This window comes from Streptomyces sp. NPDC006743 (assembly GCF_040703815.1).
Classification (GTDB): domain Bacteria; phylum Actinomycetota; class Actinomycetes; order Streptomycetales; family Streptomycetaceae; genus Streptomyces.
On record NZ_JBEYJA010000038.1, the window covers coordinates 53,707 to 67,404 of the forward strand.

A 13,698-nucleotide genomic window follows, 5' to 3' on the forward strand; every position below is an offset into this window, starting at 1 on the left:
GACTGCCGAGCGCCGGCCGCCCTCGTCGGACACGAGCGAATGGACGTAGGACGGCTGGCGCAAAAGGCGTTGACCTGCGGCGGGAGGCATTGACCAGCGGCTGGGCCGGTACGCATCGCCGCGACAGCGCGCTGCCCGGTGCCTCAGCGCGTCCCTGTCCTTTCTTGGCGACCTCCTCCGTGGTGGAGCCGCGTGGAGGGCGAGGACGCGGGAGCGGTGGGGGGTTGGGGGGAGCCGGGCGGTTTGCCGGGGCGGTGGGTCCGGAGTGAGGGCCGCACGCACCGCAGGGAGCACGAGCCGCCGCACCGCCGCACCAGTCGCCCGGCACCCGGCCCGCACCGGGGCCGAGCCCGAGATGGCACCGACGATGTCGCGGATCTGCGGTACATCGTAGGTCCGCGCGGTGCCGGTTGGTCGTCCCCGCTCCGGGGACGGCGCTACGACGGGGCGTGAGCGGCTCCGTCGTGGCCGGGGCGCCGGTGGTTCAGCCCTGCTTGGGCGCGGTGATCGGCACCAGACGCAGGGTGAAGGAGTGACCGGCCGGATCGGCGTATCCGCGTTCCTCGTACGGCCCTGCCGGGTCCTTCGTGTCGATCGGCCGGCCTCCGAGCCCCACCACCCGCCGTTCGGCCTCGTCCATGTCCTCCACCAGGAAGACGAGATGGGCCTGGAGGGAGTTCTCCGGGCGCGGCCAGCTGGGCGCGGTGGCATTCACATCACGGCGGAAGGCCAGCCGAATGCCATCGGCGCCACGGATCTCCACGAGGTTGGCGGAGGCACCCGTCTGCTCGCCTCCCAGCAACTCCCTGTAGAACAAGGAGAGTTTCTCGGGCTCGGCGCAGTCGAGGACCACGACGCCCGCCTTCACCAAAGTCATGCTTCCTCCCGGGGACGGCCTGTCTCTGCGGATATCCCCAGTCGCCGGATTCAGTCCGCTGCGGTGAGTCTCCGCAAGGATCGCGCTGGGCGGATCCGTGGCGTTCCGCTGTGCGGGCGCCCGCCCGGTCTTTCACCGGTCAACGACCAGCATCTGGCCGTCCAGGCCAGGACACCGGCCGCCCCGTGGCCGGTCGCCCGCGCCGAGAAGGCTGCCGCCGCGGGCTCGGATGCGCTGGACGCGCAGGCCTGCCTCTTGAGAAACCGGGCTCTCACGTCCTGAGCACCGAAAACACAGAAGGAACTCGATGGCAGCACCGTCTGGAAATGTGCGAGTCTCCTTCTCCCTGATGTCGATCGAGAAGAATGCGATGACCCACGACGACGCTCTCGGGCAACTCACCCACTTCGCTCGCGCGAGGGCATTCGGCAGGCACGTCGGGACCGACCGGCTCATCCAGGCTGGGCTGGATGCCCTGATCGCCGGGGTCGAGAGTCCTTCCCTCGCCATGCTGGCCGGCCTCCTCCGGAACGAAGAGCCCGAGGCCCCGCAACTCTTCGACCAGGTGCTCGACGAGCTGGGCCTGCGCTTCCAGCCGCCCGCTGACCCTCGGGCCGCGAAGTGGGCTCTGGCCTACTGGGTCGCCGGTCAGATCGCCGACGGATCCCTGGATCCCGCCGTCGGCACCCGTCACATCTGGGCGGACATTGCCTATGACCTCGGCTACCCCACAGAGCTGGAACCTCTCGTCCACTGCGCGCTTGACCTGGACGGCTGGGAGGAGGCCTGGGGAGTCTCCATCGAGGAACTCAACAGGAAGGCGGTTGAGGCCGCGAAGCAGTTCCTCAGTATGAGGCCGGCAGAGGCAGGGGCCTGATCGCCAGCTCAATCCCGCAACCGGAGTTGGTCACCCGCGAGGTGATCCGCTCACTCGGCGTGGCTGCACCACATAGCTGAGTCAGGACCGAGTCTTGGTTCTGGTCCAGCTTCTGTGACGAGTTGACGCAGAGTGTTGTCGACCGCAGGTGATGGGGCGCGAGGAGAGTTCTGCAGGCGTACGTTCTGGTCGGCGGGCACGGCTGGTCGGCGGGCACGGCGCTCTGTCCGGCGTGCGATGGTGCCCGCCGCAGGCCGGTGACCGCCCGCTGGTGAGCTACGAGGCCGGCGGGCGCGACCTGCGCTGGACAGAGACGTACGAGGTTCAGGACGGTGTCGGGGCCGGGCGCTGCGCCTTGTCGGCCGCACCGCTCCGGAAACCTCCGTGGCCGGACGGATCGTCGGCCCCTCGGATGTGTACTGCGGCGACCGACCGCTTCGACACCCTCCGGGTGCAGGTCAGCCCGGACCTCCTCGCCGTCCTCCGCGGCGGCTAGGCCCTCGCCAGGGCCGCCATGCCATGCCCTGACCTGCCAGCTGCCCGGACACGGCCGAGCCGCGCGGTGACCACGGCGGCAGAAGCGCACGGCGACATCGGACGGGCCGTGATCCAAGAGCGCGAGTGCACCCCGGCGGAAGCCGATGACGTGCTCGCCCAAGTGGTGACCCGGGCACATGAGATGGTCCAGAACCGCCCGGGTCCGTAGATCCGCTGTCTGCAGCGTGGTGATGGATGTCCGGTCGAGTGCGCACCACCGGTTGGCGGCGGCCTGGACGGTCCAGCCGTCCCAGTGGCCGAGAACGCGAACCTGGTCCGCCGCCCGCGTCCCGCCTCCCGTGGAAGGCACCACATCCGCCACCGCGATCACGGTGATCACCAGATACAGCAACCGGCACACTGGCCTGGTCCAATAGCGCTGATGCCGTCCGCTGAAACCGAGGATCTGGCTGCCGAGGGCGTGGCCGGGGCGCAGAAGACTCTCCCCAATACTGTGGCCGGGAAGGCCTGTCGGGTTCAGGCGGCCTGGGCCTGTTGTCAGAGCCTCCCGATAGCGTGCCGTCAGCCAGCACTGCCCCCAACTCCTCTCCGGGAGAACAAACATGGACATCCTACTCATCGCCGGCCTGTGGCTCGACGGATCCGCATGGGAGGACGTCGTGCCCGAACTCACCGCACTCGGCCACCGTCCCGTGCCGATCACCCTCCCCGGCCAGGGTGACGGCACCGCCTCCGCGACGCTCGACGACCAGCTGGCAGCAGTGCTCGCCGCCGTTGACGCGGCGCCCGGCAGGCCCCTGGTGGTGGGGCACTCCGCCGCGTCGAGCCTGGCCTGGCTGGCCGCCGACGCGCGACCGGAGAAGGTTGCCAAGGTCGCACTGATCGGCGGCTTCCCCGCCGCCGACGGGCGGGCTTACGCGGATTTCTTCCCGATCGACCATGGCGCCATGCCCTTCCCGGGCTGGGGCCCTTTCGAGGGAGCGGACTCCGCCGACCTGGACGACGAGGCCGGCACCGCTTTGCCTCCGCTGCTGTTCCTGTCCCCGAGGGCGTCGCCCGGGGAGTCGTGCGCCTGACCGACGAGCGCCGCTTCGACGTCCCCGTCGTGGTCGTCTGCCCCGAGTTCACCCCCGCCCAGGCCAAGGAGTGGATCGCCGCCGGCGACAGCCCTGACCTCGCCCGCGCCACACACATCGAGTACGTGGATCTCGACTCCGGCCACTGGCCGATGGTCACCCGCCCCCGTGAGCTGGCCCGCGTCCTGGCGGAGGTCGCGAACTCGTAGCGATGCGGCGGGGGTGGGTCGTCAGACTGCTGCCGGTAGTGGTCTGCCGCGCCGGCGGAGGTCTTTTTCACCGCGGATGCGGGCACGTTCCTTGCGTTGAGCGGCGAATATGTCGGGGCGGCGGTGTCGGGCGTGGCGGGACGGTCTGTGGCCCGGTCAGGTGTCTGGCCCGACGTGCTCCCGCTTCGCATACTCCCGTGCCACCACGACGGCGCATGCCACCACGATGGCGCATGCCGCCGCCAGCGGGAGTTCCGCGCACAGCGCCATGAGCACCGCCGGGAGCCGGTCCGTGCTCGCCGCCGTCATCGTGTCGAACCAGTCGACGACGAGGAGGGTCGCGGTCGCGGAGTTCGCCGACGCACTGCGCCGCGTCGCGTCCGGTGGCACCGCTCTGACCCGCAGGTCGTCTCCCAGCTCCTCGTACGCAGCCACAACGCCCCCTGGACCGCTTCACCCCCCGGGGAACGCGAAGTTCTGGAACTGCTGGCCGACTGCCGCTCGGACGCCGGTATCACCCGCCAACTCTCTGTCAGCGAGAGTGCGGTGGCCAAGCACATCAACAGCCCATTCGCCAAGCTCGATCTCCCCAAGGCCGACACCGATCACCGGCGCCTCCTGGCCGCGCTGCGGTATTTGAGGGTGACGTGAGCCGGGCCTCTCCTCCCCACCTCGCTCTGCGTGCGCGGCATCCAGCAGGGGGGCCGGCCGGAGCCGATCGTGGTGAGCGAGCAGCACGCACCGTCAGTTCGCCGGATCTTCATGGCCACGGGACAGGCCCGCTGCCGCCGCCCAGAAGAAGACGTGTCCGCACCGGGGGGACGGCATTCGTGAGCGTTCGGCGAGGACGTTCAACGCATGGCGTACTTCTGCGTTCAGCTGGGAAAGCCGACGGCTGTAGGGTCCGTTTCTGTAGGTGTACAGCCGGATGACTTTGACGGCCAGTTCGTCGCGGCCGTCGGCGAAGGTGTCCGGCAGCCCGGCCAGCAGCTCGAAGTCGCGTTTACCGGTCGCGGCGTCAGCCACCGCGCTCATAGGCAGGACGTCAAGTTCCGCGGCAGCCAAGGAAGTATCGACGGCGACGGCATGAGCGGCCAGGGCCGCGAGGGCCTCGATCAGCCGCTCGCCTTCCGCGATGTCGATACCCCAGGCACTCAGGCGCTCGTGACGGCGGGCCCGGCGCCATTCCTCCTCGTCCACCACCGGCAGCAGAAACCGGCCCAGACCCATGCAACGACGCCACAGCAGGTCGTGATCGGAGGTCACAGGCGACTCCCTGGAGCGAGCAGGACACGTGGGCGCTGATGCGCAGGCCACCCGGCGCAGGCCTTCCAACATCCCACTGCGCACAGTTCGCGTACAGAGCTGGACTCGGTATGACGGCAAGCACTGCGACTACGCGGTCCTCGTCACTGCCGTGCACACCACGGTCCCGTCCGTCAAGGTCGTCGGACGGGCCGCGGGGCACGCCCCTGTGGGGGCGAACGGCCTGAGTAACCACGCTCCTTCCCCGGGCGGGCGACTGCATCCGCGGAATCAGCGTCAAGCAGCCGCACGTCACCTGCCTCCTCGCCGGGGCCAAGACCATCGAGAACAGACCCGGCGCGGTCGTGGCGCGCCTGGCCGCTGCTGCACGCGCCCCAGCAGGCCGATCGGTCGGCCCGGCGTGTGCCGCTGATCGCCCGCATCAGGCGGGGCCCGATCTCTTCACTTCAGGCGCGTGAAGTGGGCTGCTGTGGTGCCACGATCAGGCGGCATTTCATGGCCTGCTCCTTCACTCCGCCGTTCTCGCCGGGCTCTACCCGATACAAACAGGCCCGAGGCGTACGCGTCACGAAGTCCGCCGGCAGTCCATCCGTGAAGAGGGCACCGACGCCGTCATCGACCGCCCAGCCGGCCGGAAGCGCGCGGTTTGCCACGGCTGCCTGATAGGACGATCGTCGGCCCGGCTCACTGTCGTAATGCGGGCAGACCGAGCCGGAGAGCAGGCCCAGTCCGTCCGAGAGGTGGGTCAGCGGTCCGAAAGAGTCGGTATGCGATCCCTCAGCCCAGCAGTTGGCACCAGCACTGATGCCGCACAGCAACGTGCCGCGGTCAAAGGCCTCACGAAGCAGCCGGTCCACACCGTGCGCGCGCCAGACCGCCAGCAGGTTCGCGGTGTTGCCCCCACCCACGTAGATCACGTCCTGCGAGAGCAGAAACGTGCGCAGGGCCTGGTCATCGAGCTCCCGGCGAAACAACTGCAAGACGCCCGCCTCACACGAACGCGACCGGAACGCTCCGAGGAACTTCTCGATGTAGGCGGGAGCGTCGCCGCTGGCTGTCGGAACGAAGCACACCCTGGGGCGGGGGACGGGCACCTGGTCGAGCACCCAGTCATCCAGCAACCCGTCGTCATCGGTGGAGAAACCGCCTCCAAGGAGAGCCAGGCGACGTTCCGGAACGACAGCCACGAGGGTGCCTCCTCAGATCACGATGAGCGCGCATACGTATGAAGGGGGTCGACGTCGGACTGGGGCGACCAGCTCGTACGTGGTGCGCAAGCGTGCCCAGGCCGAGCAGTGGGTGCCCGCGAGTGCGGAGACGTTCATCTGGGTCCGGCTCTCCGCAGTCGCGTCGTGGCGAGGCAGATCTTGAAGGCGCAGGGGACGTGCCCATCTGACGTCGTCATGTCCCTCACCTCGGCAAAGAAGGCCACACGCAACCGCTCCACAGTCGCGCGATCGAGCGGGCCGAGATCATAGAGGCTGGAAACCGTAGCCCATACCTGCTCCACTGGTCCGCTCAGATCGATGGGAACGGTCTCCCAGCCCACCGCTGCGAAGCCGGCTCGTCCGAGGACTTCATCGAGGCCTTCGCGACTGCGTGTCCTTTTGTCCCCCAACGCCGGGATGCGCCGCGAGGCCGGCGTCTCCTCAATCGTGCGCCGCAACAGCGTGAGGAACCGTTCATATCCCTCGCCGCCTACGGCCCCGCCTCCCACTGCGCATGCCAGGACCCCTCCGGGAGACAGCACCCGGGCAACCTCGGCCGCGACTTGCTCGATCTCGCTCATCAGCATCAGCGCCATGTGGGAAGCGCAGGCGTCGAAGCTGTCGTCGGCGAAGGGAAGTTCCTGAGCTCGGCCTTCTTCCAGCTTCGCTTCGGAAAGCTTTGGTCGACATCGTGCCAACGCCAGAGAGTGCGAGGAGAGGTCCACGCCCGCGAGTTGTCTCCCGGCTCTTCGGGCCAGCAGCTCAAGCAGTAGGCCATCGCCGCAGCCAAGGTCCAGCACGCGCGTGCTTCCAGCCAGCTGATCGCACAGGATCTCGTAGCTGGACCGGCCGTCTGGAGCACGGCCACGGCCGAACGCCTCCGCGGTCACTGCCGGGTACTCAGCGTGGAACGCCTGGAGAAATGCCTCTTGCGGTGCGCCGGTCGTCACTCGCCCAACCTACGCCGCAGGCCTTTCGCGAGGCCATCCTTTTAGTACCGAAGAGATCCGTGGCGGTCGCTGAAGCGGTCGCACGCCGCGTGTGGACCGCCTGGGGCGGGGAGCGGGGCTTGGAGGGCGAGCACCACCACAACGACCGCCCGGTCCTGCCCACGCCCGGCTGACTGCCGACAGCCGAAGGGGGAGGGGTACAGCAGTTCCACGGGCGGCATGCGCAGCGCGGCTGCCATGTCCCCGGCGCGCGAGTTCAGGGCTGCCTGCATCTCGGGCCACGGACCACACGGCACACTCCGGCTCCTGCCTCCCGGAGGCACCGAACTACGTCCGGACGCTGGTGCGTTGACGTCCGTGAGGGCACCGGGGCGGTGCCGAACCCAGGTGTGCTCCCAGGCCCCAGCGCGCGCAGATCATGCACGCAACATTCAGCTGTTCGAGGTGCGCGCACGACTTGGGGAACCCGACCGCGTGGGGTGCAGGCGGCCCGGTGGCGAGTTCGACTTCGACGAGGACAGGCACGGTTCGGGACCCTCGACGAGCGGTACCTATGGAAGAACCTGACCACCTGACACGGCTTGGCCTGTCCACGACCGCACTTACGGGACATCGCTCAGGAAAGCACGCACCGGGGTGAATGCCGGGGGTCGGCCGGGCAGGTGAAGACGTGCAGGTCCCGGTCGCGGCCGAAGCGCAGCCGAGTGGGGCGGGCGGAAGACTGCCCGCCTCGGACCGAGGGCATCCCTTGAAGGGACGGGTCGCGGTCTTCCCAGGGCACCCAGCTGAGGGAGGCGGCGTCCGCTTCGTCGCCCCCGGCGGTCAGCAGCAGCCGCATCGGGGTCGCGCAGGACTCGCAATCGATGGCCATCGGACCCGTCGATGCCCAACTGGGAAAGCCGCCGACCCGCCAACCGGGGGGAATCGACAGGTCTGCCTGGTAGCTGGGGGCGCCGGGGCCGTGTTCCGCCACCTGGGCGTCGTCCCACGCGTCGATGCGGGCGATCAATGGGGCGGGAAGGGTGTCACCCTCCGCCCAGGGATAGGTGTCCACCTCTTCTGGATGCAGGACACACGGCTCGGGGAGCTCACCCTCCCACCGCAACAGGGGCACCTCGGGCGGGACGGCGAGGAACCGTTCCGCGCGCTCGGTCTCTGCGGCCCGCCGCCACCGCAGACGGTAGCGGCGCTCCAGATGCGGGCCGTGAGTGAACGGGCAGCGGAAGAGCTGCACCAGGTCCGCATCGTCAGGGCCGGCAGCCAGACCAGGGACGTCCCGTCGGAAAAGCTGGGCGAGGCCCACGAACGGTACCGGCCCGCTATCCCCGGGCGCTCCGGGGCCGGGCCACGGCCTGCTCGACGGCCGGACGCCCGCGGCCCGGGCACTGCGGATCTCGTCCGGCACGTACCCCTCGGTCTCGCGCTGGTGGGGCTCATCGCAGACCGGCCAGCACTCACTGTCCGGCCACAGCATCGGCCCACCGACATGACTGTCGTACATGTGCCGGGCTGCCCCGGTCTGGGATGGAGCCGGGTCGTTTGGCCTCGGTGGGCGGCCAGCTCCGGGAAGACGGCCTCCACGGATACCGGCCTTGCCGGTGTGGTCCTGGTCATGCGCAGACCGTACGCGGCCGGGAAGACGCCCTGCGAACCGATGGCCGCGAGCCCGGCCCACTGAGGCGTTCTCGAAACTCGGCGACATCACCTTCTGCAGGAGGGGGGCGTTCCTGCACCGCAGTTGCACGACGCCTGTACCGGCAGTGGCTGGAAGCTGTCATCCGGGCCGGTCATATGTGCCGCTACCACCTGCGCGAGACCGTGGCGCGGGGGCCGTCGCGTCGACGACGGCCGACGCCCGGCCCACACGCGCCGCTGCGCGCCGCCCAGGCGCAAGCCGGTGTCCCGGTCGGGCGATGGTGGGCCGCGCTGCGGCTGTGCTCGGACTCACGCCGGGGCAGGAGGTCACCGAGGCTCACCTGCGGCACCCGACAACGCCACGCCGCACAGCCTCGAGCGCGCGCCCGCCGACGGCCGACCGCAACTGGTCGACCTCGGCGGCGGCTGGCGGAGTCCGGCATCGCCCCGGAAAGGACGCCCTCCGCTAGTGGTTCCCGCCCCGCGTCCGCCGCCCGCGCCCGCCCGCCGGGTAGATTGACGGCAGAGGCGGCATGGACGACGGCGCTTGGGGGAGCACGGAGATGGAGAACGGCGCGGTCCTCGGAGGGCGTTACACCCTGCGCGAACGGATCGGCGCCGGAGGCATGGGCGTCGTGTGGCGGGCCACGGACGCGCGGCTCGACCGACAGGTCGCCGTGAAGCTGCTGAGCGTGCCGGCGGGGCTGGCCGGCGAGGAACGGGCCCGGTTCCTCGGCATGTTCGCCCGCGAGGCGCGCGCCGCCGCTGCGCTGGAGAGTTCCTACATCGTCCCCGTCTTCGACCACAGTGCGGACGACGACGTGCCCTACCTGGTGATGCCGCTGCTGTCCGGGCGCACCCTGCGCGAACTCCTCGACGCCTACGGTCCGATGGAGCCCGTACGGGCGGCGCAGACCGCGGCGCAGGTGTGCCGGGCCCTCGCCGCGGCCCACCGCGCCGGCATCGTGCACCGCGACATCAAACCGCCGAACGTGATGGTCACCGGCGAAGGGACCGTCAAGGTGCTGGACTTCGGCGTCGCGAAGTTCGTCGACGCCCGGACCGGTGCCGGATATCTGACCGCGACCGCGGACGCGCCCGTCGGCACCCTGCACTACATGGCACCCGAGCGGTTCACCCGCGGCGCGGACACGGGCGCGGGCGACCTGTACTCGCTGGGCTGCACGCTGTACGAGACGCTGACCGGGACCACCCCGTTCACCGGTGCCTCCGCGGCCGTCCTGATGTACAGCCATGTGCACGAGGAGGTACGGCGCCCCTCCGAGCTGCGGCCCGGACTCGGCGCCGCCTGGGACGAGTTGCTGCTGCGCCTGCTGGCGAAGGACCCGGCGGACCGGCCGGACGCGACGGCCGCCGCGACGGCGCTCGACGCACTGGCCCGCCCCGCCCCCGAGGCGGCGCGGCCCCCGGTGACCACGCCCACGACAGGAGCGGGTGCCGCCGCCCCGTCCACCACCACGTCCTACCACCTCACGCCGCCCCGGCGCACCGACCCCGCACCGGTCGCGCCCGGCCGCCGCCGCACCCTGTGGCTGACGGCCACGGCGGCCGTCGCCGCGGGCGCCCTCGCCACCACGCTCGCCGTCATCCAGCCGTGGCGGGACACGGGCGGCGGCGGTGCGGGGGCCGGCGGCGGCTTCGACGGCACGGCCGGCACCGTGGCGCCCGCCGCGCGCCCCCAGACCCTCACCGAGGGCACGGCCGCGGACTCCCGGGGCCCGGCCCCAGCGGTGAACGGCGCCCGGCGCGGCGGGCGGGTCGCGGTCGTGGAGTCCTCCCTCACCACGGTCGACCCGGGCAACGCCCAGGCCGCGGGCGATGTCAAACTGATCCAGCTCGCCTACCGCGGCCTCACCGGCCTCAAGCCGCTGCCGGACGGCAGCATGCGCCTCGTCGGCGACCTCGCCGACGATCCGGGCAAGGTGAGCGACGGCGGCCGCACCTGGACGTTCCACCTGAAGCCGGGGCTGCGCTACGACACCGGCGAACCGGTGCGGGCCGAGGACTTCGCCCACGCGGTGGAACGCACCCTCGACCCGGCGTTCAGCACCAAGGACGACCTGATGCGCCGCCGGCTGCTCGGTCTGTCGGGCGCCGAGCGGATGAGCGGTGCCACGCTGCCCGCCGGGGCGATCAGGACCCCGGACGACCGCACGGTGGTCTTCCATCTGGCCACGCCCTGCGCCGACTTCGGCGTCGCCCTCACCGGCCCCTCCGCGGTGCCGGTGCCCCGCTCCTGGACCGGCAAGCCGCCCGCGGCGCAGGCACCGCCCACCACCGGGCCGTACCGGATCACGAAGGCGGCCCTCTCGGGCGGCAAGGGCACGGTCGAGCTGGCGCGCAACCCGCGCTGGCAGCCGGGCAGCGACCCACTGCGCACGGCGTACCCCGACCGGTTCACGGTCGAGAGCACCGGGGACGCCTCGACCGCCGGGAGGACCCTGCTGTCGCTGGCGGAGTCGGGCCTGCCGGTGACGACCTTCACCGGCGGCCCGCTGGGCCGGGACAGCGTTCCGGCGGACGCGCGTCTGCGGACCCTCACGGCCCCGGCGTGGTACACGCGGAGCTACTTCGTCAACACCCGGCGCCTGACCGACCCGGCCGTCCGCGAGGCCGTCGCCACCGCGATCCCCGCCGGGCAGGTGCTGCGCGCCTCGGGGCTGTCGGGGACGGTCACCCATCATCTGCTGCCGCCGGGCGTGGTGGGCTCCCGGGACTTCGACGTCTACGGGGCGGGGGACGACGGCGACCCGGCCGCCGCCCGCGCCCTGCTCGACCGGGCCGGGCAGACCGGCAGGAAGCTGACGGTGGCCTACCGGTCGGACCAGTTCCACGGCGCGGGCCAGGCGGAAGCCGTGCGACGGGCCCTGGAGAAGGCCGGGTTCGCGGTCACCCTGCTCGCCGTGGCACCCGACAAGTTCTACCAGGAGACGGCCTCGTACGACGTGTTCGGCTCCGAGGCAGTCACCGCCTCCCTCCCCGTCGGCTCGTCCCTGCTGCCGGACTACTTCAGCGCGCACAGCGCCCAGGGCCTCGGGCACGTCAACTGGTCCCGGCTCGCGGACGCGGGCGTCGACGCGGCCGTCGACCACGCCGACGAGGCCCCGGACATCCGTACCGCCGGGTCCCGTTGGGCGGCCGTCGACCGCCGCCTGATGGAGCGGGCGGCGGCGGTCCCGGTCTACGTCCCGACGCTCGCCTTCACCGTGTCGAAGTCCCTGCACGGGGTCCAGACCGACGGCTACGGGGTGTCGGTCCTGCGCGCCTACGTGGACGGCACGTAGCGCGGCGGTCGCCGGGCATCCAGCCGGTGCGCCACGGCCGCGCTCGGCGACAGCAGTTCGGCGTCCCGTCGGTCACCGGCCGTCAGGAGCAGGCCGGCCGGCACGGTGTACGGCACGACCGGCGCACGACCGGCTCGTCGAGCACACAGCGGTGAGACCACACGCGTCCCCGGTCGGCATGCGTCGTGCCGCCAGGGCATGGCACAGGCCGGTGGAGCTTCTTCGCCCTCCGCTTTCCGGCCGGCTGGCCCGCTGTGGGCTTCGGGGCCGGGGCCGGAGCCGGAGCCGGAGCCGGAGCTGGGGCTGGGGCTGGGGCTGGGTGGAGAGACTTGCGGCTGACGGCGCCTGCCGTGACTCAGTTCCCGCGCGAGACGTGGTGCCGCCAGCTGTGTTGCGGGTGGAAGCCCAGCCGCTGCATGGCGGCCTGGTTGGCGAGCAGTGCAGTGCGGTCACCGAGCTTGCCTTTGACGGGTACGTCGGGGAAACGTGCCTCGACGAGGTCGGGTGTGGGGACGGGCATGACGGTGTCGTCGGCGACGATGAGGAAGGTCTCGAAGGCCGCGGGGCTGGTGGTGCAGGGCCTTTTCGATGGCGGTCCCGGTGTCCCGGCCGTCGATGTAGGACCACAGGTCCCAACTGCGGTGGTCGAGGTCGTCGGCGAAGCCGGGGTATTCGGCGTACTCCTCCACGTCCTGGACGTAGGACAGGCGAAGCGCGGTGACCCGCAGCTCGGGGTCGTTGTGGGCGTACTCCTGCGCGATCTGCTCGATGAGGAGCTTGCTGAGGCCGTAGGCGTTGCGGCCGCGGCGCGGTGAGTCCTCGTCCAGCGGCAGGTAGGTGATCGTGTCGTCGATGGGGACCCCGAGGACGGTCTCGCTGGAGGCGAGGACGATGTCGCGCAGCCCGAGCCGGCGGCAGGCCTCGAAGACGTGGTAGGCGGCGGTGACGTTGTTGGTGAAGGTCTCGGCGTTGCTGAACATGCGGGGGTGAGGGACGGCGGCGAGGTGGGCGACGACGTCGAAGGCGTGGTCGGTGGTGTCGCCGAGGATGTCCCAGCCGATCGAGCCGGCAGCGTTGAAGGTCTGCCCGTAGTCGGTGAGGTCGGCGACGATCGAGTTGATGTCGTCCCGGCCGGGCGGCTGCCGGTCGATGCCGAACACCTCGTGCCCGGCGGCCAGCAGGGCGTCGACGGCGTGTCTGCCGACCTTGCCGTTGCAGCCGGTCACGGCGACGCGAAGAGGTTTCTGCGGGGACATGAGGTTCCGTTCCGGGGGTGGGGCGGCCAGGAGGCTCCGGCAGGCACGCGTTGCATGCGGGGCGGACGGTGGCCCTCCGGCCTTCTTTCCGTCGGTATGTGTCGGCTCTGGTGGGGCTGCCTGTCCGGTGCCCGGCCGGGCACCGGACGGATGTCGGCAGGTGGCCGGACGTTACTGCTGGGCGGGGAAGTCCGCATGCGGGTGAGGTCCTCACAGGTGGTGAACTCGGCGCGCAGCTCGTCGAGCTTCTCCAGCGCCATGTCGCAGGCGGGGCCGCCGGGCAGCAGCCGGTGTGGCGGGTTGTCGGCGGTGACCGCGGTGGTCATCGCGCTGGTGATCGCTGCGGCGGCGCGGGCCGGGCTCGGCTCGCAGCACCTTGACGCCGAGCGGTTCGACCTCCTGCCACAGCGCCTCGGAGGGCCCTTCGACGGCGAACTCTGATCAGCCAAGTGGTCATGAGGAGGAGTCCTTGCCTCGTGGATGATCTCCGATATCCGGCCCCCGGTCCTCGGGGACCGGTGCGCACACATGGCCTTGCAAG

Annotated in this window: 9 protein-coding genes and 3 pseudogenes; 5 read left to right on the forward strand and 7 right to left on the reverse strand. The window is 71.0% G+C overall.

Annotated features, from left to right (window positions below; genetic code table 11):
• Positions 1 to 484: 484 nt before the first annotated feature.
• Positions 485 to 877, reverse strand: a complete 393-nt coding sequence (locus ABZ719_RS26505) for a VOC family protein (RefSeq protein WP_366727669.1) — start codon at positions 875 to 877, stop codon at positions 485 to 487.
• A 349-nt stretch (positions 878 to 1,226) separates the two neighbouring features.
• Between ABZ719_RS26505 and ABZ719_RS26510 the strand changes: the two genes are divergently transcribed.
• From ABZ719_RS26510 to ABZ719_RS26520, 3 genes and pseudogenes are all read left to right on the forward strand, one after another.
• A complete protein-coding gene (locus tag ABZ719_RS26510) occupies positions 1,227 to 1,754 on the forward strand; it encodes a hypothetical protein (protein ID WP_366727670.1) in 528 nt (175 codons plus the stop codon).
• Between the two features lie 1,100 nt (positions 1,755 to 2,854).
• Positions 2,855 to 3,537 (forward strand): annotated as a pseudogene (locus tag ABZ719_RS26515) (alpha/beta fold hydrolase).
• A 331-nt stretch (positions 3,538 to 3,868) separates the two neighbouring features.
• A pseudogene (locus ABZ719_RS26520) lies at positions 3,869 to 4,188 on the forward strand (DNA-binding response regulator); the annotation flags it as partial.
• A gap of 93 nt (positions 4,189 to 4,281) precedes the next feature.
• Here ABZ719_RS26520 and ABZ719_RS26525 read toward each other — a convergent pair.
• The 4 genes from ABZ719_RS26525 to ABZ719_RS26540 all read right to left on the reverse strand — a co-directional run bounded on the left by ABZ719_RS26525 (position 4,282) and on the right by ABZ719_RS26540 (position 8,264).
• Positions 4,282 to 4,803 carry a hypothetical protein gene (locus ABZ719_RS26525; RefSeq protein ID WP_366727671.1) on the reverse strand — a complete coding sequence of 174 codons (522 nt, stop codon included), beginning with the start codon at positions 4,801 to 4,803 and terminating at the stop codon, positions 4,282 to 4,284.
• Between the two features lie 446 nt (positions 4,804 to 5,249).
• Entirely contained in the window at positions 5,250 to 5,990 is a 741-nt protein-coding gene (locus ABZ719_RS26530; protein ID WP_366727672.1) for a peptidase E, read from the reverse strand.
• Positions 5,991 to 6,124: 134 nt separating this feature from the next.
• Entirely contained in the window at positions 6,125 to 6,961 is an 837-nt protein-coding gene (locus ABZ719_RS26535) for a class I SAM-dependent methyltransferase (RefSeq protein WP_366727673.1), read from the reverse strand.
• Positions 6,962 to 7,577: 616 nt separating this feature from the next.
• Positions 7,578 to 8,264 carry a hypothetical protein gene (locus ABZ719_RS26540; RefSeq protein WP_366727674.1) on the reverse strand — a complete coding sequence of 229 codons (687 nt, stop codon included), beginning with the start codon at positions 8,262 to 8,264 and terminating at the stop codon, positions 7,578 to 7,580.
• An 865-nt stretch (positions 8,265 to 9,129) separates the two neighbouring features.
• On the opposite strand from ABZ719_RS26540, the gene ABZ719_RS26545 reads away from it, so the two are divergent.
• A complete protein-coding gene (locus ABZ719_RS26545) occupies positions 9,130 to 11,901 on the forward strand; it encodes an ABC transporter substrate-binding protein (RefSeq protein WP_366727675.1) in 2,772 nt (923 codons plus the stop codon).
• Here the strand turns inward: ABZ719_RS26545 and ABZ719_RS26550 are convergent.
• Together ABZ719_RS26550 and ABZ719_RS26555 are read right to left on the reverse strand one after the other, a co-directional pair.
• A pseudogene (locus tag ABZ719_RS26550) lies at positions 11,883 to 12,005 on the reverse strand (amidase); the annotation flags it as partial. The gene ABZ719_RS26545 and the pseudogene ABZ719_RS26550 overlap by 19 nt on opposite strands.
• 345 nt (positions 12,006 to 12,350) lie before the next feature.
• A complete protein-coding gene (locus tag ABZ719_RS26555; protein ID WP_366727676.1) occupies positions 12,351 to 13,157 on the reverse strand; it encodes an NAD(P)-dependent oxidoreductase in 807 nt (268 codons plus the stop codon).
• 195 nt (positions 13,158 to 13,352) lie between these two features.
• Here ABZ719_RS26555 and ABZ719_RS26560 point away from each other — a divergent pair, with 195 nt between their 5' ends.
• Positions 13,353 to 13,598 carry a hypothetical protein gene (locus ABZ719_RS26560; protein ID WP_366727677.1) on the forward strand — a complete coding sequence of 82 codons (246 nt, stop codon included), beginning with the start codon at positions 13,353 to 13,355 and terminating at the stop codon, positions 13,596 to 13,598.
• Positions 13,599 to 13,698: the final 100 nt, after the last annotated feature.

Coding starts and splice junctions, on each gene's coding strand:
- ABZ719_RS26505 (WP_366727669.1), bottom strand. CDS start 877: ATGACTTTGGTGAAGGCGGGCGTCGTGGTCCTCGACTGCGCCGAGCCC.
- ABZ719_RS26510 (WP_366727670.1), top strand. CDS start 1,227: ATGTCGATCGAGAAGAATGCGATGACCCACGACGACGCTCTCGGGCAA.
- ABZ719_RS26545 (WP_366727675.1), top strand. CDS start 9,130: ATGGACGACGGCGCTTGGGGGAGCACGGAGATGGAGAACGGCGCGGTC.
- ABZ719_RS26555 (WP_366727676.1), bottom strand. CDS start 13,157: ATGTCCCCGCAGAAACCTCTTCGCGTCGCCGTGACCGGCTGCAACGGC.
- ABZ719_RS26560 (WP_366727677.1), top strand. CDS start 13,353: ATGCGGGTGAGGTCCTCACAGGTGGTGAACTCGGCGCGCAGCTCGTCG.